Annotated in this window: 27 protein-coding genes; 8 read left to right on the top strand and 19 right to left on the bottom strand. The window is 56.0% G+C overall.

The window, feature by feature from the left end:
* Position 1: 1 nt before the first annotated feature.
* The 17 genes from VN12_RS22985 to VN12_RS22905 form a co-directional block, all read right to left on the bottom strand.
* Positions 2-826: a hypothetical protein gene (locus VN12_RS22985; RefSeq protein ID WP_146679053.1), complete on the bottom strand. Its 825-nt coding sequence runs from the start codon at positions 824-826 to the stop codon at positions 2-4.
* The gene (locus tag VN12_RS26720) at positions 823-4179 is read right to left on the bottom strand and encodes a collagen-like protein (protein ID WP_146679051.1); all 3357 of its coding nucleotides are present in this window, start codon (positions 4177-4179) and stop codon (positions 823-825) included. Before VN12_RS26720 ends, VN12_RS22985 begins: the two co-directional genes overlap by 4 nt.
* A complete protein-coding gene (locus VN12_RS22975) occupies positions 4176-4409 on the bottom strand; it encodes a hypothetical protein (protein ID WP_146679049.1) in 234 nt (77 codons plus the stop codon). Before VN12_RS22975 ends, VN12_RS26720 begins: the two co-directional genes overlap by 4 nt.
* A 23-nt stretch (positions 4410-4432) precedes the next feature.
* Positions 4433-4900, bottom strand: a complete 468-nt coding sequence (locus tag VN12_RS22970; RefSeq protein WP_146679047.1) for a hypothetical protein — start codon at positions 4898-4900, stop codon at positions 4433-4435.
* A 3-nt stretch (positions 4901-4903) separates the two neighbouring features.
* Positions 4904-5329, bottom strand: a complete 426-nt coding sequence (locus VN12_RS22965; RefSeq protein ID WP_146679044.1) for a phage tail tube protein — start codon at positions 5327-5329, stop codon at positions 4904-4906.
* A gap of 15 nt (positions 5330-5344) precedes the next feature.
* On the bottom strand, positions 5345-5908 hold the full coding sequence (locus VN12_RS22960; RefSeq protein WP_146679041.1) for a hypothetical protein: 564 nt from the start codon (positions 5906-5908) through the stop codon (positions 5345-5347).
* Positions 5905-6333: a hypothetical protein gene (locus VN12_RS22955; protein ID WP_146679040.1), complete on the bottom strand. Its 429-nt coding sequence runs from the start codon at positions 6331-6333 to the stop codon at positions 5905-5907. Before VN12_RS22955 ends, VN12_RS22960 begins: the two co-directional genes overlap by 4 nt.
* A complete protein-coding gene (locus tag VN12_RS22950) occupies positions 6330-6713 on the bottom strand; it encodes a hypothetical protein (RefSeq protein WP_146679038.1) in 384 nt (127 codons plus the stop codon). The genes VN12_RS22955 and VN12_RS22950 overlap by 4 nt, the downstream gene beginning before the upstream one ends.
* Positions 6710-6958 (bottom strand): hypothetical protein, encoded by a 249-nt coding sequence (locus VN12_RS22945; RefSeq protein ID WP_146679036.1) that lies wholly within the window; start codon positions 6956-6958, stop codon positions 6710-6712. The genes VN12_RS22950 and VN12_RS22945 overlap by 4 nt, the downstream gene beginning before the upstream one ends.
* A gap of 2 nt (positions 6959-6960) precedes the next feature.
* The gene (locus VN12_RS22940; RefSeq protein ID WP_146679034.1) at positions 6961-8043 is read right to left on the bottom strand and encodes a hypothetical protein; all 1083 of its coding nucleotides are present in this window, start codon (positions 8041-8043) and stop codon (positions 6961-6963) included.
* A gap of 3 nt (positions 8044-8046) precedes the next feature.
* Positions 8047-8649, bottom strand: a complete 603-nt coding sequence (locus VN12_RS22935) for a hypothetical protein (protein WP_146679032.1) — start codon at positions 8647-8649, stop codon at positions 8047-8049.
* 26 nt (positions 8650-8675) lie between these two features.
* Positions 8676-9005 carry a DUF2190 family protein gene (locus VN12_RS22930; protein ID WP_146679030.1) on the bottom strand — a complete coding sequence of 110 codons (330 nt, stop codon included), beginning with the start codon at positions 9003-9005 and terminating at the stop codon, positions 8676-8678.
* A 45-nt stretch (positions 9006-9050) separates the two neighbouring features.
* Positions 9051-11081: a hypothetical protein gene (locus VN12_RS22925; RefSeq protein ID WP_146679028.1), complete on the bottom strand. Its 2031-nt coding sequence runs from the start codon at positions 11079-11081 to the stop codon at positions 9051-9053.
* A complete protein-coding gene (locus tag VN12_RS22920) occupies positions 11044-12429 on the bottom strand; it encodes a phage portal protein (RefSeq protein ID WP_168164601.1) in 1386 nt (461 codons plus the stop codon). Before VN12_RS22920 ends, VN12_RS22925 begins: the two co-directional genes overlap by 38 nt.
* Positions 12430-12503: 74 nt before the next feature.
* Positions 12504-12701, bottom strand: coding sequence for a hypothetical protein (locus VN12_RS22915; RefSeq protein ID WP_146679024.1), 198 nt, complete (start codon positions 12699-12701; stop codon positions 12504-12506).
* Positions 12702-13034: 333 nt separating this feature from the next.
* Complete coding sequence (locus tag VN12_RS22910; RefSeq protein ID WP_146679022.1) at positions 13035-15302, bottom strand: terminase gpA endonuclease subunit; 2268 nt, start codon at positions 15300-15302, stop codon at positions 13035-13037.
* Positions 15292-15498, bottom strand: coding sequence for a hypothetical protein (locus VN12_RS22905; RefSeq protein WP_146679020.1), 207 nt, complete (start codon positions 15496-15498; stop codon positions 15292-15294). Before VN12_RS22905 ends, VN12_RS22910 begins: the two co-directional genes overlap by 11 nt.
* Before the next feature lie 275 nt (positions 15499-15773).
* Between VN12_RS22905 and VN12_RS22900 the strand changes: the two genes are divergently transcribed.
* The 8 genes from VN12_RS22900 (at position 15774) to VN12_RS22865 (ending at position 19805) form a co-directional block, all read left to right on the top strand.
* The gene (locus VN12_RS22900; protein WP_146679017.1) at positions 15774-16631 is read left to right on the top strand and encodes an amidoligase family protein; all 858 of its coding nucleotides are present in this window, start codon (positions 15774-15776) and stop codon (positions 16629-16631) included.
* Between the two features lie 303 nt (positions 16632-16934).
* Positions 16935-17216, top strand: coding sequence for a hypothetical protein (locus VN12_RS22895; RefSeq protein ID WP_146679015.1), 282 nt, complete (start codon positions 16935-16937; stop codon positions 17214-17216).
* Between the two features lie 177 nt (positions 17217-17393).
* Positions 17394-17720 (top strand): hypothetical protein, encoded by a 327-nt coding sequence (locus tag VN12_RS22890; protein ID WP_146679013.1) that lies wholly within the window; start codon positions 17394-17396, stop codon positions 17718-17720.
* 96 nt (positions 17721-17816) lie between these two features.
* Positions 17817-18386 (top strand): winged helix-turn-helix domain-containing protein, encoded by a 570-nt coding sequence (locus VN12_RS22885; RefSeq protein ID WP_168164599.1) that lies wholly within the window; start codon positions 17817-17819, stop codon positions 18384-18386.
* A 102-nt stretch (positions 18387-18488) separates the two neighbouring features.
* Positions 18489-18728, top strand: a complete 240-nt coding sequence (locus tag VN12_RS22880) for a hypothetical protein (RefSeq protein WP_146679010.1) — start codon at positions 18489-18491, stop codon at positions 18726-18728.
* A 246-nt stretch (positions 18729-18974) separates the two neighbouring features.
* A complete protein-coding gene (locus VN12_RS22875) occupies positions 18975-19235 on the top strand; it encodes a hypothetical protein (protein WP_146679008.1) in 261 nt (86 codons plus the stop codon).
* A gap of 18 nt (positions 19236-19253) precedes the next feature.
* On the top strand, positions 19254-19472 hold the full coding sequence (locus tag VN12_RS22870; RefSeq protein ID WP_146679006.1) for a DUF4314 domain-containing protein: 219 nt from the start codon (positions 19254-19256) through the stop codon (positions 19470-19472).
* A gap of 12 nt (positions 19473-19484) precedes the next feature.
* Positions 19485-19805, top strand: coding sequence for a hypothetical protein (locus VN12_RS22865; RefSeq protein ID WP_146679003.1), 321 nt, complete (start codon positions 19485-19487; stop codon positions 19803-19805).
* 2 nt (positions 19806-19807) lie between these two features.
* Here VN12_RS22865 and VN12_RS22860 read toward each other — a convergent pair whose 3' ends face one another.
* Both VN12_RS22860 and VN12_RS22855 read right to left on the bottom strand, forming a co-directional pair.
* A complete protein-coding gene (locus VN12_RS22860; RefSeq protein WP_146679001.1) occupies positions 19808-21181 on the bottom strand; it encodes a DNA modification methylase in 1374 nt (457 codons plus the stop codon).
* An 83-nt stretch (positions 21182-21264) separates the two neighbouring features.
* A complete protein-coding gene (locus VN12_RS22855) occupies positions 21265-21471 on the bottom strand; it encodes a hypothetical protein (RefSeq protein ID WP_146678999.1) in 207 nt (68 codons plus the stop codon).
* Positions 21472-21861 lie beyond the last annotated feature (390 nt).

Here is a 21861-nt window from a genome sequence, read left to right as displayed (position 1 = left end):
ATTAAACCTCCACCACTTGACTGAGGCTTGCTGTCGGAGCGTTGGGAACGTGAATACGAAGGGTGACCATCCCTTCGGTAGGTCTCCGCACTTGCAGGTCGTAGTCTTGGTCACGCAATAGAAGGAGTGACACCAATCCGTCCAAGTCCGTCGCGCCGCTTGTTAGCGTGTTGATGTTGAGCGTTTCTTCGACGATGGCGTATCCTTTGGGGAGTCTCGCATGCACAGGGATCTGCGCGAGCGAGGTACCGAATTGGTCCGCTATATGGATAGTGACGACACAGGTCTCCGGTGTCGGCACTAGACTCGATGTCGCGAGCGTTAGGCCGATCTCTTGCTGGAGGTCTTCGTTATCCACTGTGATGGCGATCTCGGGAATGTCTTCATATCCAGTCGGAGGAATGAAACGAGCGGTATAGAGACCTGGAGTAAGCCAGACTCTCGCCATACCGTTGGTATCACTAAAGAGAGTGCGGCCGGCGACGCGCAGGGCGACGCCTGAGACCGGAGCATCGTTCGCCACAAACTGAAACTCAATCTGGCGAATATCGGGTCCCGATCCGACGGAGGCATCGTTACCGATCTCGAAGCTGTATCGAGGATACAATCGTCCGAAGAATTCGACCTCACCGTCGAGCAATACATCGCAGCGATACTCGTCTTCAGGTAATGCTTCGTCGATGGAGGCTTCAAATCGACCGGATGCCGTTGGGGACTCGACGAACGAATCCCCTCCTGCATTGACCAATACTCCCGCCAAGGTCCAGATTTTGAGGGTAAGGTTTTCGCCCGAGTAATCAGGTCGATGGAGAGTGAGTGTGATCATCCGGCTGGCCCCGCCCTTCCTGTTTCAATCAAACGGTTCCCGTTTGAAATGAACGTGAGAGTAAAGGTCTTCCCAGCCACCGCTCCAGTATTCACCGCGCCAGCGACGAAAAAGTGGGAGGGATTGAAGTTAACGGTCCGAGAGTTAGTGCCCTGAGATTCAATGATCAGAAAGCAAATGGTCCCCGCAGCAGGTACCGATGACGTCAACGTCAGAGGTGCAGACACGGGTAGTTGCACAACGGTAACCGAAGCAAACGGCATCGCAGTGCTGTTAGGACCAAGGAGGCTATAGCTGCCAGCGATGTGACCAGTTGTTTTTATTCCAGTGCTGTCGATTTTGAATCGTTCTGCGCCCTGGGTGAAGAACTGATGAAGTCCATTAACTCCCTGCGCGTCATAATAGGTTTGGCCCGGCGCCATCCCGTCACAAGACAAAACTAAACAGGTCGTGCCGCCTTTCATAAGGACGATGGCAGGGCGCGACGCAGTGCTCGGCACAGTTTGATCGATGACCAATGTTGCGTTGTCTGAACTGTTGTTGTCCAATCTTGCAGCCGCTGCTGCGTTGGAACTCCGAACATGCAACCTCGCTAACGGCACTTCGGCGCCAACAGCGACGTTCCCGTTACCCGTGACTCGGAGTCTCTCGACGAAAGTTCCGTCACCAACGGCGTCGTTCAAGAGGATTGTGTTTCCTGCCCAAGTTTGGATTCGGAATCCCTTGTTGGAATCATTAGAGTCGCGAAGCGTGATGAACGGCTGGAATCCCGTAACACGTAGCCCATCCTGACCGACCACATCGACCCTTGAGGTTGGGTTGATCATGTTCACGCCAAGATTGCAATCCGATGTGAATATCGCCTTGTCAGTGAACGTTCCAGCTCCCGTGGTATCCACCGAGAACACCAAGCTGCTCCCGACGTTTTTAAGCCGTACCCCAGCCAAGAACGCACTGCTATCGCGCATGGTCATGTACGGTTCAACACCGGTGATGCGCATACCATCTTGTCCCACGATATCCAATTTGGATGTGGGAACGCTGGTGTTGATGCCAACACAGATAGTTATTGGATTGAAGACGAATCCGCTCGTTCCCCCAAACTCTCCGTCGTCGTTGAACTGAATATGCGTGTTCGATCCACCCGGTGAACCACCGCCAACACCAGGATCGCCTTGGTCACCTTTATCACCCTTGGGGCCAGGTGTCCCTTGTCGGCCGATCGTTCCGACAATGAGACTACCCAGCGAAGCCGTGATCACATCGGTTGAATTGACAGACGTTACACGCAGGGAAAGCACATCCGATGGTGCAAGCTCGACGAGTGCCTCGGTCGTGAGCTCGACGAGATTCACATCCGGAGTTGTTGGCGATTCCTTCTCGGATGTGTTGATGGGAGTGCTGTTCTTGTAGAAGATCACCCGAAGGATCTTGTTGGTGCCTTGCGTCAAAACGATTGACGCATGCGCTTGCACCAGCAACGTATCGCTGCTTGTGTTCTGAATAGAGAGTCCCGAAGCCCCAGCAGAGAATCCATTGGCGCCCGTCAAGAGAGTTGGTGTACCCGATAGCGCAACATAGTCTCCGAAGCTCGGTGGAGCTGCTGCGCCGCTCGAAAGAGTCACTTGGCCGAAGTAGGCAATACCATCGCCATCGGCACCGCTTGGTCCGGGGATTCCTTGTGGCCCCTGCGGACCTGGCACGCCAGCGGGGCCGGCTGGTCCTGTTTCGCCTTGGATACCCTGAATCCCCTGCGGTCCGGTAGCGCCCGTCGGACCAGCGGGACCGGTCTCGCCCTGTATGCCTTGCAAGCCTTGTGGCCCCTGAGGACCTGTCGCGCCGGTCGGTCCCGTTGGACCTGGTTCGCCTTGAATGCCTTGTATACCTTGCGGGCCCTGTTCACCCTGAGGCCCGGCAGGCCCTATTGGGCCGGTTGGTCCCATTGGACCTGCGTCTCCCGGTTCACCAGGGATGCCCTGCGGACCTTGGGGACCGGTAGCCCCCTGTGGGCCCGCTTCTCCTTGAGGTCCAACCTCTCCTTGAACACCGGGTTCCCCCTGGGGACCAGTCTCACCCTGCGGCCCGGCTGGACCGATTGAACCGGGATCGCCCTGGGGACCAATGGGACCGGTTGGACCTATGGGACCAACATCACCGGTATCACCTTTATCGCCTTTTGGACCTGGTGCGCCAGGTTCCCCTTGCGGGCCAGTTACGCCCTGTGGGCCCGTATCTCCGGTGTCCCCTTTGGGACCTGCCGGTCCCGGTTCGCCTTGGATTCCTTGAATGCCTTGAGGGCCTGTTGCGCCTGTCGGGCCAGGCTCGCCCTGAAGCCCCTGCGGACCTTGTGGGCCTTCCGGTCCTGCTGGACCTACAGCGCCAGGTTCGCCCGGAATGCCTTGCGGGCCAGTTTCTCCTTTAGGTCCCTGCGGACCGATTGCACCCGCTGGGCCTTCCGGACCAGTCGCGCCCGTTGGGCCTGCAGGCCCCGCTGGCCCAGGCTCACCTTGGATGCCTTGAGGCCCCGTTGCGCCTGTCGGACCGGTTTCACCCTGGGGACCAGTTAAGCCTTGCGGTCCAGGTTCTCCGGGATCTCCCTTATCACCCTTCGGACCAGGTTCTCCCTGGATGCCTTGTGGGCCAGGCTCTCCCTGACTACCCGTTGCACCGGTGTCGCCTTTGTCCCCTTTGGGACCGCGAATGGGACCGACGTTATCCCATGTTGAGCCATTGAATACATACCCTTCTCCATCGGCCACGACAACATATAGGTCACCCGTTGTCGGACTTACAATGTCGTCCAGATCAGCAACCGTAGCGACGCTTCCCTTGAGCGTCACGCTGGTACCGGGATCTCCCTTTTCACCGGGATCACCCTTGGGACCTTGTGCGCCAGTCGCTCCAGGAATGCCTTGGGGACCTGATGGACCGATGGGACCGATCTCTCCGGGATCACCCTTGTCCCCTTTAGGACCTGGTTCACCTTGGATTCCTTGTGGGCCAACATCACCGGTATCACCTTTTGGGCCGGCTGGTCCCGGCTCTCCCTGAATTCCCTGGATACCTTGCGGACCGGGCTCACCCTGCGGGCCTTGTTCGCCCTGGGGCCCCGGCGGTCCCTCGATTGCCAGGTCCCATTCACGATCTTCACTAAGATCGTAAGCGACACCATTGATGGTAAGCTCGCGCGACTTCGGAACGTAGTTCTCCAAGTCCGGAGGCAAAGCATTGATTTCCGCTGCGCTGAGTTGACCCGTTGGATCAATCCACAGGGGCATCGGCTCGTTCGGAAACTCAGGGAGTCCCCGCATCGCTTTGCCACCTCGAATTTTCTGCGCGTTGGTCGAACTCATGACTGCAATGGAACGTTGAGTATCTTGGCCAATTGAGAAACGGAACAAGGGATCGGCTTCGGACGAGCGGAGAACATCGGATTGAACTCCTCGGCTCGAAATGGTCTGCGGCGTTTTTTGCGATCGCGATTGATTTCAGCTAAGAGAGCCATCACATGACTTGCCAAACTCCAATCGTGCTCTCGCTTCCCGCGCACCATCCACACCAACTCACGCAGCGTGAATGGCATCGGATCGATCCCAAAGACTCCTGCTAAGCGGAAGATGAGTTGCTCGGTATCGCTTGCTGAAGTTCTTGCTCGAGTTGCTGCATGATCTGCGCCTCGATGTCGGAACTCTCCAGCTTCGTCTCGATCATCTGGAACGCCTTTGTCTGCACCTGGTGAAACTTCGCCGCCGCTTTCTGCAGCAGACGGCGTCGCGGCTCCGGGAAGAAGTCCACCAACGCTTCGATAAGTGCTTTGGTGGCCTCCGATATGGCTTCCCCTGCCAATCCGGTTCCGAAATCCTCATCGGAGACTCCTTCCCGGTCCGCTTGAGGCTTGCAAACAGAGTAGAGAACATCGCAAAGAAGAATCGGATCCGAACTGAGACGTTCGACCAATTCTCCTTCCACAACTTCCAAGAGATTAATGCCAGCAAGTCCTTTCACCCTTTTGATCGTGGCAACGTTGACATCCACTACCCAAGGACGACCTTGCGAATCGATGAACTTCTTCATGGATTAGGTGCCTCCTCCCCCAGGCGCTGGCGTTCCGACATTCACCCCGGTACCGGTGGAAGACTGGGTTGGTTTGAGTGTCACGTCGGCAGCAATCACCTCTTCGAGGTTCTGATTGACGTTGAACTGCATCACCTCGCAAGTGAGCAAGAGAGTTCCCCCCGCGTCGCTGATCTCCACATCGCAGGGATCCCCCGACATGAAGAGAGATTGAATCATTGCGAAAGTGGTGTCCCCTACTTTATTGAGGACGGTGAACTCGATGGAGGCATCCTTGAGAGTGCCAACGGTGGCACGCCACCCGTTATTATCTCGCGTGCTCGCATCGGCCTCCGCCTTTTCAAGCGACACGGTAAGATCTTTGCAGTTTTTGATCTCGTCACCGTCGATTTTGAGAACGGCATCGAGACCGAGTACGACTTCGGCCATTGAGAATCTTCTCCTTTAGTTCACGCTGTTAGCCCAGAACTTTGGCAGTCTGGAGCGATTGGCATCCAATGCGGGTTTCATGAACGGACGTTTGGGGTAGTTTCGAACTTCGTTCTGTCGTAGGGTGTTCTCTTCTTCAATCAACCGCGTCGCACGATTGGCTTGCGCGGGTGTTTGCAATTGGATACGTGCAAACTTGGTATTGAAGCCTCGCTGTTTGATTCGAATCGGTCCGTATTCGCCGACTTGAAATCGATGGGCTTTGAGCAGCCTGCGCCCCTTGGCTTTGCCACCAAATTCATGCAAGTTCCAAATCTTCCCTGCGAACTCATTCACGGGTCCAATGCGAACGTTGGTCTTGTCGTTGGAGACTTCGTAACGGAAGACCCGCTTCAGGTGACCGGTTGGTGTATGTGGAGGTGTTCCAGGTAGTGATGGTTTTTTGCGTCGGCGGATACTTCGGCGCGCTGTGAGTCGGATCGCGCCTCCAGCATGCCGCAGCGAACGGAACGTCGCTTGCTCCGTCTTGCGCTGCAGCTTCCGAGAATCGAATTGTGTGCGAACACTTAACCGGATCATCGCGAAAGCTCAAAGGTAAGCGTCAGGAGACTGGTGAACTGTCGCAACTGCTCCCAATGCTCGCTGGAATAGAGCACTGTGTGCTCCGCCTTAATGCAGCGAGCTGCGTGAAAGGACAATAGCCTTTTAAGCCGGAACTCATCAGCAATCTTTTCGCCCAGATCCACCAAGGCATCGATCTCTTGGTTCGACCCCTGTGAGAACTTCTTCTGAATGGCGATGTCCACGCGGCAGTGGTATCGATTTTGGGATCGATCATGAGGAAGTATCTCCACATCGCGGGGGACGACGCTGACTCGCAGCTCCTTCATGTCTTCTAGATCGAAGTTCGGTACATAGAGGCGTTCCGCCACGAAGTCCTGATCGAACTCTGCTGCGTTGAGCTGCTCGGTGACGCTGTCGGCAACCTGAAGGATCGTAGTCATGAAGGCTGTGAGTAAACCTGTTTGGCGTGAATGCGTAACTTCAAACGGAAGGGATCGCTGTATCGCCAGGGAGGCTCGCTCCCCATCGACATCACCTCGTAGGTGAATTCGCTCTCGTCATCGATCTCCACAATGGTGTCCCCCGCTTTGGGGAGCGATCCGATGATGGAGGTCGTGAGATCGCGAGTGTTGATCAGAAAGTCTCGAACCTGACTGCGGGTAACGATTCCCTCCCCGTCGTCTTGGTCGTACATGGACTTTCCGATAGTGGCTCGGATCAACACGCTCAGTTCATTGCGCCGGTAGATGATCTCTCGCGACATGTGCTGATAGAGTTGACCGGACAGCCACTTTTGCCCTTCGGCTAAGAGATCTCTCATTTGGGATCAGCTAGGAGCTGGGATGCTTTCTGCCGAAGCTCCGCTCGCCAAGCTTCTTCCGCTTTGCGGCGAAACTCATCAGCGATCGCATCCGCTTCCTCGCGGACTTGGCGCACTCGCAAGCTCGACGAGTCCCATGGGTTTGGCAATCCAGACGAGCTTTGGGAGGTGTTTGACTTCTTGGGATAAATAGCAACCGCCAACAATACCAAGACCACAACTAGTGCAATAATCGACGTCGTCACGTTTAGACTCCTCGTTTGATAAGAATGAAACCCAACAGCAAGACAGCAACGACGATCAAGGCAAGCGTGATCATTTCGCCAGCCGAAGCCCAAAGAATGGCGCTGCGGCCATCGTTCACTTCATCGAACAACCGATCGCGAATCCGGGCCCCTGGTCGCAATCGATCGCTGGTATCGATCGGACAGAATCCGTCGGGACAATCTTGGGAGAAGAGCGTCATCGTGGGAGAGATCATTTCATCCCACGAATACCCAGCCGATCGAATAGCTCCTGTCTTCTCCGCTTGAAGGGCTTGCTCGTAGAGTTGGTATCCATACTGCAGATCGGAATAGAGCTCCTCCGGCGTGGAAGGGATCATGGCTCGCCCCGCCGCGTGAATGTGTCCTCCTTTCGCATCTTGCAGAAGTACCACCGGAAACTGTTCACGAGGAACGATGCTTGCGAAGCGTTCTCGGTAGAGTGGGTTCGATTCGGTATAGATTTGGAATTCACAGAGCTCACGTAGCTTGAGAAGCTTCGGATTCGATTCGAACCACTGGATCAGCCGCCGGCTTTGCGAGTCATCGCCCACGAACAATGCCAGTTGGTACGCTTTGCTCTCTGGTGCTTTCACCGGAGTCACCACGAGAGGTGGCTGGATTGGATCCTTGAACGCAGATCCATCCGGCCCTTTGGGAGGAACGATCACAGGTTGCGCAGAGGGACTATTGCCAGAAGCTGGCAATGGACATTTGCTCGGATCAGTGCAAAGGGGAGCCCTTTCGGTAGTTCTTGGAACCGCATAGACGCTCGGATAAACGCTGGGAGTTCGAACAGGAAAGAATCGCCCTGTTCGATTACCAAAGATCCCTTGCTTGATCTCCTGCTGCGCTTGGATGTTCACAGGAAGCGGCTCATCGAGTTTCTCGATTTGGCCAATGCTCGGTTTGCTGGGACGGAAAGGTGGCTCCTTTAGCAATTCCGTATAGCTATCCTTCGCGGGGGAATCATGCAGCGCCGTGAATACCACCCCGACGAGAATCGCGTGGACAACAGCCACAACGAGCAATCCAAGGCTCAGACGAATTCGTACAGTATCGCTCATGGCTTAGTACACCTCGTAACTTCGATACGTGAGAGAAGAAGCTGGATCGTGGATCACGGTTAGCGCGAATCCACCGTAACCGGCCCAGAGTCGAATGAACTGATCGCGAGGGGTGAGTTCGAATCGACCGGGGTAGTTGTTATCAAGAATGGCTGCGTATTGCTTTCCATCACGCATTACCCAGCCAACGAAGGTGCAGCAGTGGGCTGGCTTCCACCAAAGGATCGCACCACGACGTGTGGCGCTGGCCCAATCGAGGAACCGCGGATCGGCTTTAAGCGTGTAGCTATAGTCGATACCTGCAGCATCGAGTCGGTCCCGCAATCGGGAATCCCATTCCCCATCGCTGTAGGTCGCACGCCATCGCTCACCAAGCTCATATTGATTGAGCCATCGGAAGTGGTTCACCAGGGAAGCGTGAACGCAGCTTCCTTGATTGAGCTTGCCAGTCCAATTCCGTTGATGCAGTTCGACCGGCAGATTCGCAGTCGGTTGCTCGGTGGGCGGAGTCGAAAGAGACCTCACCCGAACTTCCTTGGAATCACAGCCGATCGCGAACGACAACAGCGGAATGAATAACAGCATGTATCGAATCGATGGAATCATCTGGGGAGAATCCGTTAGGAATCGAATCAGTGGGTTAGCAACACGCGTGCGGTCGTAGCCCCCGCAGGGGCTGTCGCAATAGTTTTTCCAACCAACTTGTTCCCCGTTGGGAGCGTTACGACCGCTTGGTCGTCGGCTTTCCAATAGACCTTGGTGCCAGCACTGATCACCGCCGCAGGATCTTTCGCGATATCGAAGACACCCGCCACAGCGAGAGAACCGAGGTTGTTCGCCTTGATCTCTGTCCGCGTGATGCCAATCAAATCGCCGACCGCGACGACACTTCCTGATGCCAGATCCGTCTCTGGCGTGTAATTGATGGCGTCGCCATCTTGAACAAACGTTGCTTTCGCCATTTCAAACTCCGTGATTGAATTTCAGTGAGGGTTGCTTACCAGGAACTACGCTTCGCCCTTGGCCTTCACCCCACCACGTGGGTCTTGCAGTGCCACACCGAAGTCGTGGTAACCACGCATTTGGACACCAAGCACGTTGAAGTCCGCTTCGGCGGTTTCAATCGTGGGGGATTCTTGGCCATTGAGGAACGCGACCTCGATGACTGGCAGGTCAGTGGGGTCGGCCAAGAGGTACCATGCCTTCGCCGAGTTGCCGGTGTACTGCGAGTTGGACAGGTACCGACTCACTTCGACCTTGAACTTGTTCTGGTGGGGGTTCGATACCGGGTACTTATTGCCAGCCGTGTTGTCGCGAAGCTCCATCGACTTGTAGAGCTGCGAACCAAGCGCCGAGAGAGAAGGCGGAACCAACAAGATCAGAGGCATCACCCCAATCGGCTTGCCATCCGAGTCGACTTGTTCCATGAAGGTGACTTCCGCTTCGGTCAATCCATCAATCCCCATCGCGGTCGACGCTCCGCTGATGAAGTTCTTGTTCGCGGTCTTGAAGAAGTCCGAGTTGGCCATGAAGATGGACCAGAACACATCGTTGATCTTGAGTCCGGATCCTCGACCGAGCTTGCGCGGGATCGTGGTAATGGCATCGAGATCATCGTTGATGATGTCGCGTCGATCGACAGCCATCATCAAACCATACGTGTCGGCCCGGTTCGTGTAGCTCTCGTTCCCGAGGTTCCCATGCTTGAGCTCACCACCAGGGGCGACCAACTCGTATTGGTCCTTACCGATCAATCGGTAACTGGTCACCGTTTTGAAATCGGAGACGTTGCGAACCGCGCAGATGTTGCGCCAAGTCCGTTCGACGCTGAAGAAGCCATCCAACAGGAACTTATTCGCCACGTTCGACAGGATACCACCGATGTCGATGGTGCTAACCCCACTGGCTTCGACAGAGCTACCAAACGCAGCACGCATCACCGCTCGGTGATCGCGGAAGTTGCGCCCCGAGTATCCGTTGGCCCATGCGGCTTCGAGGAGGAGTTCTTGCAATCCGATTCCCCCGCGGAATCGTCGCGCCGCGAGATCGAGGGACTGCGAGTCAGCGACTTGCTCGACGTTCGAGAGGCCGGCTGCCAGGAAACAAGCTGCCTCCAGAACGTTCGAGTTGATGGTGTTTTGTTGGACATGGATCGCCGGAACCGCAGGGCGGGTTGCCCGGATCTTCTCCAGCTCAGCCTTTTCCACATTCCAACCTTCACGGATGGCACGGGCCTCCAGGCTTGGAAGCGTTCCATTGTAAATCTGACGAATCGCACCGATCCGTTCGAGCTCTGCTGCATGGGCGACTCGCATCGCTTCAATCGCGGCGTTCACCTCGGGGTGTGTTAGTGCGGGCTCGCTCGGTGCCGGCGATGGCGCGACCGTTGCGGTCGAGGTGGTTTGACTGTCTTCCTGCGTTGAGGCTTGCGAATCGTCCATGGAAACTTCTCCTGGGGTTGCAGATGCCTGAGCGGCAACGCTTGCGCTCGTTGCTCCGTCGGCACCAAGGTCTACAAAACTGATTTCACCAAGCGAGGACTTACGGACGACGTTCACCGGACCGCTGTATTGCGTTCCGTTGACGGTTACCTTTTGACCTTCCTTGACGAACTCGAATTCATCCACGCCAGCGCCCACAGAGGCTTGCCACGGGAATCCGTTTTTCGAACTCACCACGACCTCCCTGGCAGCAGGGGTATCGCGAGAGACGATGCCGGTAGCGATGAGCTGGCCACCTTCGACTCGGATCGCATCCGTGTGACCGACACCCGAGAGGGGGTCATGTCCGAAGCGAATGGGTCGCGATTGTGATGGGATCGCAAGGCCGGCCAAGTCGAGGATCACGGGGTATCGCCAACCAGCGACGCGCATCGGCCCGCCGGTGTAGGCCACCATGCGGAACTTCGGTAGCGCGGCTGCACTGGAGCCGTCTGCCGATGCATCAATATCGAGGACCGCGGTAGCGGAGAGGCTCAATTGGCTTTGGTTGTGCTGGGGCTTAAGCGTCATCGGCAGGGACTTCCTCGTCTTCGACATTCGTGGTTTCCTGTTGAGTGGTAGGCATCAGCGTCTCGGTTGCGAGACCAAGCTCTGACATCAGTGCGATTTCCTTCGCGCGTTGGCGAAGCTGAGTCTCCCAGTCTTGGCCTCGCTTGGCGTATTCATCTGCCAATGTGGTGGTATGACTGGCGAGCCGTGTTGCCTGTGCGTTGGCTTCCTTGGCGGGATCGACATGCTCGTGACCATCCCAAAACCATTGATGGGGCCACTGCGCAAAGGGACCGAGTCCGTCTGGTAGCAAACCAGGGATAAGAGCGGCTTCATCAAGCCAAGCGGCGAGAATGCGATCGAGGATGATTCGCTCGAGATGCGATTGTTCGACTCGAATCGCTTTGTAGTACGTCTGATGATCGAGACGACCTGAGGCATAGTTGTAACCCGAACTATTGCCTGCAGCGACGTTGAAAGGCATGTTCAAGCATCGCGCGATCTCGTTGAGCAGTTCATGCTTAAACTCCCCATACGTGGTCGATGGTTGCTCGGCCTGCATTTGAGCCATCTTCCAACCGCCAGGCATCGTTACCAACGCTCGCTTCTCAAGCTCGATCGGCTCGAATGGCTCGGCTGCATCGGCTTCCCCATTGGCAGGGGCATCGGTGTAGAGGATCCCTGCAAAGTCGGCTGCGGTTTCTGCGGCAGCGAGAACGGCCAACGTGAATCGCCGAAGCTGTGCGAAGAGGGGAAGAGCCGGCATGATGTCCGGAATTCCACGCGTTTGACCGGGGCGATCGGCACGAAACCAGTGGAGTACGGATGTTGCGGGGATACGATCGTATTCGCTGCGAGCCGAATAGAAACGGTCCCCCGGGTGATGCCGGAGGATGTGGTACTCGAGCGGATTCCCAGCGGAATCAAAGACGATCCCATCGACCGCCATGGTGGAAAGTCGATCGAGATCGGGCGTCGTGACCTGGTCTGCCTCGACGAGGCGGAGATCGAGTTGGACCTCCGTATTGAGGCGAGGATTGTTCGTGAGGACAGCGAAAGATTCGCCATCCGTGGCGCGAGCCATCCGCATCGTGCGGAGTTTCTCAGGAAGATGCACCGAACGAGCCCACAGCATGAAGGCTTGTTCGATGCGACGATTGGCTTCAGAGTCGCCAGTAAGCATCTGCAACCGGGGGCCGGTACCGACGACGTCATGCGCGAGGGTCAGAACGATCCCGCGGGCATACGAGTTGTTGGCCGTTTCATACCGAGCACGGTTTCGAAGGATTCGGCGAACTTCGGCACTATTGGATGCGTTGGGCGAAAGCCCATCCGCATAGGCCCAATGGCGCCGATTATCGTCGGTGGTCACCGCAGCATCATAACGTGCGCGCACGATGCGACTCGCGCTTAGTTTGTGCGCTCGCACGGATTTGGGTGACCACCAATTGGAAATCCAGGACAACACGGTTACTCGGCCCCCGGTGGAACAATCTTGTTGAAGACCAAGCCACGACGCTTCGACTTCGTGGCATCTCTCGAGGCTAGAAAGCGAGCTGCTTCGATTTGATCAGTCAGCTTGTGCTGCTCAACACTGCCGGCGTCGCCAGAGGCCTTTGCAGGGCCTTGCGCGTTTTGAGTGATAGCTTGTTTCAAATCTTCTGACATGCTTCTTTGGTTATTCGATGAAAGAGGAGTCCGGTCGAGAGGCACCCGGCGATGAGTAGACTTGCTCGGACCGGTGTGGCTCCTCCTCGATTACCTATGCCGAAGAGCCGTGATACTGCGCGCAGATCGATGCGATTCTTGGTGGGGTGCTAGATGTAGCGATCTATTTCTCAGGAACCTCGTGAGTGATCACTTTTCGATCGCAGTTGCGACAACGCTTTCTGCGGCGGATGCGTCCATCACGTAAAGGCTCCGTGTGCGTCGTGATGAAATGACGGCACCCGCACTTGGGACAGATGATCCCTTTCTTCTTCAATGAATCGCAGTCGTTGTTCATCGGCCCCGTTTCCTTTGGAGCTCCGCGAAGCTCACCCGACCTTGCTTCTTGGCAGCCAGACTTTCGGCACCGGGTAAATTGACACCTTGCATCGATGCCGCAACTGCACAGCCGACCACGCAGTCGAACCAGTGATTATCACCGCGCTCCGGTCGCTGTTTCCATTCGTCGACAATGCGTCCTCGACCTTCGGTTCGAACGCGATACTCTGCCGACAAGTGTTCTGCCAAGAGCCGATGGGTGTCCGGTGTGTCTCCAAAGAGCGATAGGCAACCGCGATCTCCCATCGCGACCGCCAAACGAGCATGGACAAATGTCTTCCAGAAATTGGTGTCGTAGACAACGTGCCGTACAGCTCGCTTGCCATGCACGTTCGGAATTCGCCAGTTGTGGCCCACGCGATCCCCCGGCTTTCGTTTGTATTCCGAAAACGGCTGACTGGAAGCGCCTACGAATCGACCGTGGCTGGGCATGACAATTCCTGCGAACTGGCTCTGCCGACAGAACTGGTAGACAACATCGGTTGACGAGCCCCAGTTGGCGTCGATCAAGCATTTCTCGATCCGCAACATGGCACCATCATCACGCCTCCATTCGCGGGTAAGGCAGTCTGCCGTGAGTCGCTCGAGGCCGGCGTAGATACAGCCTTCCAGACCGCCTGCTTTCGTAGCCAGTGCAAGCGTGGTTCTCGCATCCCGCAGTGTAAAGTACGGTCGCTTCTGATCGGGAAAAGTGCCATAGTCCACGAGGTAACCTGTGAAGTCATCTTCCCAAGCGATCACCGAGTAGAACAACAGCGTTGCTTGAACGTCGACGAACATCGTCAGGTGGTTGGCTCCAATCGGAACCAACTGCCGCTCGATACGATTGATCTTGCCAGCGATCTGGTCCGTGGTCAGCTCGTTGTCACTAGCCTTAACTTCAGGCAATGGTTCGTTCTGGTATTCGGCGAAGAACGCTGCTTCATCCTGTAGCTTGAGGTTCATCGCATGCTGGATGGCCGATAGTTCGTCGTGATTGAATCGCTCGGGCCAAGCGATCTCTGCCCCAGCGTCCATGGCAGAACGATTGGATGAATAGAACTCGGTGGCTAGTCGCGTGTCGCCGTACATGCGAAGGCTCTCCGCCCTCAGTTCGCCGTATCGCAGCCAAAGCTTTTCATCCGTTGGGAACGAATAAACCATTCGCGTTCGTTCGCCGTTCCATTCGGGATGCTTTTCCCTCGAGAGAATGTTGTCTGCCATATCCCCCGGTCGAATGACTGTGCACGGCATAATCCCTGAGATCTTTTTCCCCGGGCCGGCCAACCCAAGAATCGCACCTGCGAGAATGCTTTCCCGCGTTGCGCACTGAGACAGGGATCGGGCAGATTCGTCCGTTTGCGGGTCGTCGATCACAACCAACGTCGGCCGAACAGTCCGTCCATCCGCGCGTTTGTACTTCATTCCCCGTATGCGACCAGTAATACCGGCTACTTTGACAATGGCGCCGCTGGCAACACTTCCTGGCATAGTTGGAAGCACAATCTCTCTCGCGGTCCAACCGATATGCGTACGTTGTCCTTGATAAAGCTGGCCATTGCAGCGATTAGCGATCCCGTCGAGGGCCTGAATCGGAAAGACCACCTCGGGATAATCCGCTAACAAAAGTTCATTGCCATCGAGCTCCATCTTGATCGATTCGAGCATATCCATCGCGTGCCCCTCGTCACTTCCGATGAGACAAACGAACTCACGATGTCCATTGAGTGCAGCCCAAATGCATGCGCATTCGCAGATGGTCGTCTTGCCCGAACCACGGGGCATCGCCATAGAGAAGAGACCACCACTCAAAACAGCTTGCTCAATACGATTGATAACCTTGAGATGGTCGTCTGACCAATTCAGATGAAAGGTTAACGGAAAATAGGATTCGCAGAAGAAGCGAAAGTCTCTTGCAGCGCGAGCCTTCCGCTCCGGATCAGCAACGGGCGGCAGCTCGCCGATGTCTCGGCCTGCCAGAGCGATGGCAACGTTTCGCGCACGAGCACGTTCTTTCAGCTTTCCATACGGATCCCCTTCTGGTTCGTTACGAGGTGTGTGCCTTATCTCGATGAGCCACGCAACATAGCGGAGCAGATCTACAAAGCGAGCGTCACCGATACGCATGCCGGCTCGAGTGCGATGGCGATGTAATTGCCGTTCGTTGATAACCTCACCAAGTGGCGTTGAGTTCAACAATCGACATAGATCGCTTGGTCTTAATTTTCTAGGGTCAGTTGCCACGGCCCATCTCCTTCACCATCCATGCTGCGTAATGCATCAAGTTGATCGTTCCGTCTGGATTCCTTGGCGCTCCCGCCTCGATGTCTTCCAGGATTAATTCCGTCTGCACCCGGATCTTTGCAGCCGCTGAGAGCAGCTTGGATGCCTGCTCGACCGTAAGCCGATTCGGATCGATCGGTTTCTTTCCGTCACTCATGCCAGACTCCATTCTTCAATGCTTCGCACAGTCGCGAACGCGGGCCCCACCGGTGCGTTTTCTTTTGAGGTCCGCCCCCTTGGGCAAGCATGTTTTGCATGCCACACGGGCCCATGTGTGGCGTTTGTGGGGGTGCCTGAAAACATGAAAAAAGACTGGGGAAAACATGCTTTATCGGCTGGATGTTCTCTCTGCGGCAGGGCTTCATGTGACACACGCCAGCAACATGGCGATCGCAACCAACCGACCCAACCAACCCAAACAGAGAGACAAAGATGAACGCAAACGAAATCCACTTCGGTCTGGAGTTCGAAACGACGCTGCCCAACAGCGACACCACACCGATTGGCCCCTACCACCACGGCTACCAAGTGCCTTGGCTCCCCACCGGATGGCGAGCCGAACGGGATGCGAGCATCAAACCCGAGACACCCAACCGCAAGGGATGCGAGTTCGTAAGCCCCAAGCTTAAAGGGTACGAAGGCCTCAAACAAATCGAAGAAGCGATCGACAAGATCAACGAACACGGAGGACGGGTTAATAAAACCTGCGGGCTCCATGTGAGTATCTCTTGGGATGGCGACGCAGCCGCCTTGGCCAGATTGATTTCCTTGGTCGGCAACCACGAGAAGGCGATCTTCGCAAGCACGGGAACACGACGCCGCGAACAAACGATCTACACCAAGCGGATCAAACAGTACGGGGACAAAGACACCGCGAAGAACCGATGCGAAGCCGATCGATACCACCTGCTGAACCTCACGCACCTGGCTGCCGGTAAAAACCGAATCGAGTTTCGAGCCTTCGCCGGAACGCTCAACAAGACCAAGGTGGTCGGATACCTGATGATGGTTCTCGGATTGGTCGAACTCGCGATGAACACCAAGCGATGCGCGGATTGGGACTACGCGAAGAAAGACGGAACGACGAGCTGCTGGGATCGACCAGGAGCCGGCCTTGGCGAAACGGAACTCAACCGACTCTTCTACCGGCTCGGATGGACCAAAGGTTGGTACAAGGGCGAGCTTCGCGACAAGCGATTTGGTGAAATCACCGGCGAGACCCAGCGAGATTGGAAGGCCATCAAGAGCAAGCTCCTCGAGATGGCGAGGAAGTACGACCAAGCTGCGTAGTTCAACCCAGAGATCAACAGCGCCGCTCCCACTCGAGCGGCGTTGTCCATTACTGGAATGATTCAGGGGAACCGGACGCGACAGTGCCCCACAAAACGCCATTCTCGGGTATCGCTTAGTAAACCCCCAACCACGCATCTCAACGCGACACATGCGAACGTCGTTGGTTTGTTGGGGCGCGAATGAATCTTTGGAATTGCTGCTGATGGTTTCGGTAATTGACTTGCTGTGTTTCCAACGGCATGGCTCATGTGTGATGACGTTCGTTGGATATCCATTTTCGAAGACACGGGAGAAACAAACATGACGATCGATGAATTGATTGGACGGCTCGGGGAGTACCGAGATGAGATCGGTGGCGATGCCGAGGTGCGATTGATGACGCAGCAGAACTGGCCCTTTGAGAACTCGATTTACGGGCTCGCATCTGGATTGGAGATCAACGACTACGTCGATGACGACGGTGAAGCCGACGAGGGGGACGACGATGACGATGTGGCCGAGGATGCGGTCCTCTTCATCGTGGAGGGTAGGCAGCTTGGTTATGGAACCAAGCGAGCATGGGACGTCGCTCGGGGCAACTAAATGCCTAGTTGTTTTACGAAGCTCGCTCCGATTAGGGCGAGCTTTTTCGCATGTGGGGGAAACCTGAAAACATTTCTGCAAATGAATGCGAATGCTGCTTGCTGTGTTGCGAACCGCATGGCTCATGTGTGTTAACGCCAAACGATTCACCACCCCTTCCGATACGGAAACGCAAACATGACCCACAACGAGAACGACACCACGGACTTCGACCTCAAGATCACGAAGATCAGCCACCGAACCCCAGGTGCCGGCGGTTCTTGGGTTCGAGGCAAGATCAACAACGCATACCGATTCGATGCTTTGGTTTTCTCCGAACATGCAGAGTGCGAAGAGTACGAGCTCGGACGAACCAAGATCTCGAAGCTTTGGATCCAAGACCTCGAAACGAAGAAGACCCTCTTCAATTTCGACCGCGGGTTGGATGTACCCGCCGCGACCACCGAGATCCAGGTCTTGGTCGACTTCCTCGGAATGGGATTGGCCGATTTGGTCTTCGGGTAATAAGCCGAAATCTCGACGCGATCGAGATCGCCGCTCGGTAGTGCGAGCGGCCTGACGATGGCAGCTAACCACGGTTCCTACAGGGGAGACAGGCAGATGAAAAAGGCAGAGGTCAAGATCGGTGGCAAGTACTACGCAAACGTCACCGGCAAGAGAGTCGAGATCCGAATCGATAGCGAGAAAACCGGGGGCGGTTGGTTCGCCACGAACCTGGCTACCGGCAAGAAAATCATTATCCGAACCGCACAGCGGTTGCAGGGGGAAGTCGCACCCCGCAAGGGTTCGGCCAAGGTCACCACGACCGACAACCTCACCGTTGTCGAGAACGAACCCGCCGAGGTGATCGCGTTCGACGGTCCCCAACAGCCGGCGACCAAACCGAAGCGAGTTCTCAAGAAACCCGATGGCGATCAACCCAAACGGCTTAGCGCTTTGGCTGCTGCCCACAAGGTTCTTTGCGAAGCTACCGAACCGCTGAACGTTCAGCAGATGATCGAAGCGATGACCGCCAAGGGGTACTGGACCAGCCCCGGTGGCAAGACACCCCACGCGACGCTCTACAGCGCCATCCTCCGCGAGATCGGAAAGGGAGATGCTTCGCGGTTCATCAAAACCGAACGAGGGCGATTCGCTCCTGCCAACGCGAGCGCAGAGGTAACCCAATGACCAGCGACCCAAGCAACCGAGCCGTTGAGATCGAGCGTTCGAATGCCGAAGGGCTCGATACCCTTTCTCCATCCCATCGCAAACCCAACATAGATTCCTGACATGCACATCGGACAACTTCGCTTGGTTACCGACTTGGCCGACGGCGAGCGGGCTATTCCCGAACCCGATTATTCCTACGAAGTCCAATCCATCGACGATTCCTCGCTCGACACCACCATCGCGTATGTCGAGCGCCGGGGGGATCGATTGATCGCGCGAGGGTACAACGGCCGAGACTATGCGGTCTCCGGCTTTGATGGTTTCGAAATGATCAAGGTTCGAAATTGGCCTCAGCGCTGAGGATCGCCGGCTTCGCACCAACGCCCCACGTTTGCGATGTGTGGGCGTTCGGTCGTGAAATGGCGTCGTTACCCCAACATGCAACGCGACGCGACCGGGGGCAAACGGTGGCGATTGTGGGGCTTCAAAACATTCTCCGAAAAAGCATCGAATCCTTTTTTGAATTGACTTGAGGCTTTGCGCACGGCATGGCTCATTGGTGTTAACGCCCAACGAAAACAGGTTTCCGAACACGGAGCAACAACGATGAACGACGCGACCAACCCCCAACGCAAGATCGACGAAAAGATCCTCCGCGACGCATTCCGCACGATGGACCCGCACCAAGCGCAAGAGATTCGCGAAGCCTACTACAAGACGGTGGAAGGGCTCCACACCTTGATGGAGATGCTTGAGATCGCCGACGCACAGCAACCACAAACGGCCGGCCCTCTGTTGACCGAACACCTCCTCGCATGCGAAGCGATCGATGCGATGAAGAAAAGCCTCCTCGGCAAGATTCTCTAGACGAAGGAAAACCAAACAATGACAAGAATTCCCAACGTCGGTGATCGGATTCGACTGATCGCGATGCCTGATGATCCCGATCCCATACCACGAGGTTCCGTCGGCACGGTTCGGAAGGTCCACCCCCACCATGGCTGGACGCAGGTCGAAGTCGATTGGGATAGCGGCCGCTCCCTCATGCTGACCATTCCCGGTGACATCATCAAGATCATTACCCCCGAGAACTTCCAATCGTAGAGGGACCAAACCATGTCGACACGAGCAACGATCGCCTGTGCGAACAGCGACGGGGGCTACCAAGCCGCCTACCTGCACTTCGATGGCTACCCGGAACATGCTGGGGTGGTTCTCAACCAATGGTACAACTCCATCGAGAAGGCCTCGGCATTAATCGCCGGAGGTGAGCTGCGAAGTTTGAATGCGAGCGATGGGGCGCCCGAGTACTTCCCTCGGGCGCGGCTCCCAAAGCATCTTTGCGACCGAGCGTCGCTCGTCACGTTCGCACGCAACTGCGATGCGAACTATCTCTACGTCTTTGAAGACGGGCATTGGCACTGCCAGAAGATCTAGCGTTACTTGGCGTCCGCAGCCCGCATTGGGATCGGAGACTCGCCGGTTCGCTCTAGGATCGCCGGCTTGCCAGTGAACCTCTGATAGCGATCAACGATCACGTCTGCGTACAAGCAATCAAGCTCCATCAAGAAGGCGTTGCGACCGCATTGCTCAGCGGCGATCAACGTGGATCCGCTACCACCGAAGAGATCCAAAACATTCTCGCCAGGCACGGAAGAGTACTGCATCGCCCGCACCGCGAGTTCGACAGGCTTCTCGGTGAGATGGATCATCGATTGCGGATTGACCTTCTTCACTTGCCACAGGTCGGTCGCATTGTTGGGCCCGTAGTATTTGTGCCCTGCGCCTTCCTTCCAACCGTAAAACGCAAGCTCAAACGCCCCCATAAAATCTTTTCGTGTCAAAACAGGGTGTTGTTTATCCCACACGATGCTTTGGCTGAAGTACAGGGCGTGGCGACTTAGGAATGGGGGATAATTTCCAAGATTGGCGTAACCTCCCCAAATGTAAAAGCATCGACCCGGCAACAAGACGCGCGCGATGTTACCGAACCACGCATCGAGGAGTCGATCGAACTCGCCATCGCTGACAAAGTCATTCGCGAGGGGACGATCCTTCGGCCGAAGCTTCTTATGCGTTGCGGCATGCTTCGGTTTGCCTGTCTCGTGATCAACACCGAACGAAGCGGCATTGCCTTGGCCCTGCTTGAGTTTTCCTGACGCTGCATCGTTCGAGAACGAGGACAAACCTGCCGCGATCGCGTTGTTCGATCGCGGTTCCACCTTCACGTTGTAGGGCGGGTCTGTGTTGCAAAGATGGATCGCATTGCCGGCCAGCAAGCGACCCAGGTCTGCCGGCGATGACGAGTCTCCGCAGAGCAGCCGGTGGTTACCAAGGATCCAAAGATCCCCTGGCTTCGTGATCGCTTCATCGGGAGGCGCCGGAACCTCATCGGGATCGGTAAGTCCCTCGTTGACTCCGGTGTCCATCAGCTTGGCGAGCTCATCGGTATCGAATCCAAGGAGCGAGAGATCAAACCCGTTGGCTTGCAAGTCACCCAGTTCGATTGGGAGCAGATCGTAATTCCACTCGGCAAGCTCAGCGGTTTTGTTATCGGCGATGCGATACGCCTTGATCTGCTCGGGGGTAAGATCCTTCGCAACATGGACAGGGAGCTTTTCGATGCCAAGCTTCTGTGCCGCTTTAAAGCGAGTGTGACCGCAGATGATCACTCCATCTTCATCGACCACAATCGGTTGACGAAATCCGAACTCCTTGATGCTGCCGGCAACGGCATCGACCGCGTCATCGTTGATGCGGGGATTGTTCGGATAGGGTTTAATGTCCGCAATTGATCTTTGCTCGATTTTCATTTTCGATCTTTCAGAAATCTCGTGAGGTGGTCTTTCAAAACAAGAAGGCAAGTTCGCGCGAGTTGCCGAACAAGCCGAGTCGGCTATGGGGTAGGTTCAGCTGATTGCTGCTCATCGGATTCTCCTTTCTCGATAGGGTGTTGCTTGTTGCGAATGCATGGACCACCAAAGAGCACCATGAGCAAGACGCAAAACCAAGCGAGGCTCCAAAAGAATCGCTCCAATCCCTTTGCTGCTGGCACGACCATCGTGTTCCATCGATCACGTTGCTGTTCTGATTGCGTTGACATAACTTTCTTTCTTTTGTTGTTCTGACCAGAAAATAAAACTGTCTCATCAATGGCGGCTGTTCCGGCGTCCCACTCCGGTGACAGATCACGCGGAAGTACCTATTGGGTCTGCCACATTGGCAGGCGTGCCACGGGCCCACGTGTGGCCACGTGTCGCGTTCATTGCCGGCACTTAACCCAATCCCCACTCAATCGCAACGACGCGAACGTGGGCCAACCTTGGCGACGCGGTGGGGTAATGACCGGCCCTCGAATCCTTCTTTCTTCTTTCTCCACCCCTCTCATACACGCGTGTCTATACGCGCACGCGCGGGCATATACGTGGGTGTGGGTGAAGGAAGAAAGAAGGTGTGTGAATGGATATATCTGCGTGACCGGGTGAAAGAAGAA

This window comes from Pirellula sp. SH-Sr6A (assembly GCF_001610875.1).
Classification (GTDB): domain Bacteria; phylum Planctomycetota; class Planctomycetia; order Pirellulales; family Pirellulaceae; genus JBKCUI01.
Note: the sequence above shows the minus strand (reverse complement) of the source record. Positions and strands in the feature narration are given on the sequence as shown.

Excerpts from the sequence above, each read along its gene's own strand:
- VN12_RS22985 (WP_146679053.1), bottom strand. The coding sequence starts at position 826 with ATGATCACACTCACTCTCCATCGACCTGATTACTCGGGCGAAAACCTT.
- VN12_RS26720 (WP_146679051.1), bottom strand. The coding sequence starts at position 4,179 with ATGAGTTCGACCAACGCGCAGAAAATTCGAGGTGGCAAAGCGATGCGG.
- VN12_RS22975 (WP_146679049.1), bottom strand. The coding sequence starts at position 4,409 with ATGCCATTCACGCTGCGTGAGTTGGTGTGGATGGTGCGCGGGAAGCGA.
- VN12_RS22970 (WP_146679047.1), bottom strand. The coding sequence starts at position 4,900 with ATGAAGAAGTTCATCGATTCGCAAGGTCGTCCTTGGGTAGTGGATGTC.
- VN12_RS22965 (WP_146679044.1), bottom strand. The coding sequence starts at position 5,329 with ATGGCCGAAGTCGTACTCGGTCTCGATGCCGTTCTCAAAATCGACGGT.
- VN12_RS22960 (WP_146679041.1), bottom strand. The coding sequence starts at position 5,908 with ATGATCCGGTTAAGTGTTCGCACACAATTCGATTCTCGGAAGCTGCAG.
- VN12_RS22955 (WP_146679040.1), bottom strand. The coding sequence starts at position 6,333 with ATGACTACGATCCTTCAGGTTGCCGACAGCGTCACCGAGCAGCTCAAC.
- VN12_RS22950 (WP_146679038.1), bottom strand. The coding sequence starts at position 6,713 with ATGAGAGATCTCTTAGCCGAAGGGCAAAAGTGGCTGTCCGGTCAACTC.
- VN12_RS22940 (WP_146679034.1), bottom strand. The coding sequence starts at position 8,043 with ATGAGCGATACTGTACGAATTCGTCTGAGCCTTGGATTGCTCGTTGTG.
- VN12_RS22935 (WP_146679032.1), bottom strand. The coding sequence starts at position 8,649 with ATGATTCCATCGATTCGATACATGCTGTTATTCATTCCGCTGTTGTCG.
- VN12_RS22930 (WP_146679030.1), bottom strand. The coding sequence starts at position 9,005 with ATGGCGAAAGCAACGTTTGTTCAAGATGGCGACGCCATCAATTACACG.
- VN12_RS22925 (WP_146679028.1), bottom strand. The coding sequence starts at position 11,081 with ATGTCGAAGACGAGGAAGTCCCTGCCGATGACGCTTAAGCCCCAGCAC.
- VN12_RS22915 (WP_146679024.1), bottom strand. The coding sequence starts at position 12,701 with ATGTCAGAAGATTTGAAACAAGCTATCACTCAAAACGCGCAAGGCCCT.
- VN12_RS22905 (WP_146679020.1), bottom strand. The coding sequence starts at position 15,498 with ATGAGTGACGGAAAGAAACCGATCGATCCGAATCGGCTTACGGTCGAG.
- VN12_RS22900 (WP_146679017.1), top strand. The coding sequence starts at position 15,774 with ATGAACGCAAACGAAATCCACTTCGGTCTGGAGTTCGAAACGACGCTG.
- VN12_RS22895 (WP_146679015.1), top strand. The coding sequence starts at position 16,935 with ATGACGATCGATGAATTGATTGGACGGCTCGGGGAGTACCGAGATGAG.
- VN12_RS22890 (WP_146679013.1), top strand. The coding sequence starts at position 17,394 with ATGACCCACAACGAGAACGACACCACGGACTTCGACCTCAAGATCACG.
- VN12_RS22885 (WP_168164599.1), top strand. The coding sequence starts at position 17,817 with ATGAAAAAGGCAGAGGTCAAGATCGGTGGCAAGTACTACGCAAACGTC.
- VN12_RS22880 (WP_146679010.1), top strand. The coding sequence starts at position 18,489 with ATGCACATCGGACAACTTCGCTTGGTTACCGACTTGGCCGACGGCGAG.
- VN12_RS22875 (WP_146679008.1), top strand. The coding sequence starts at position 18,975 with ATGAACGACGCGACCAACCCCCAACGCAAGATCGACGAAAAGATCCTC.
- VN12_RS22870 (WP_146679006.1), top strand. The coding sequence starts at position 19,254 with ATGACAAGAATTCCCAACGTCGGTGATCGGATTCGACTGATCGCGATG.
- VN12_RS22865 (WP_146679003.1), top strand. The coding sequence starts at position 19,485 with ATGTCGACACGAGCAACGATCGCCTGTGCGAACAGCGACGGGGGCTAC.
- VN12_RS22860 (WP_146679001.1), bottom strand. The coding sequence starts at position 21,181 with ATGAAAATCGAGCAAAGATCAATTGCGGACATTAAACCCTATCCGAAC.
- VN12_RS22855 (WP_146678999.1), bottom strand. The coding sequence starts at position 21,471 with ATGTCAACGCAATCAGAACAGCAACGTGATCGATGGAACACGATGGTC.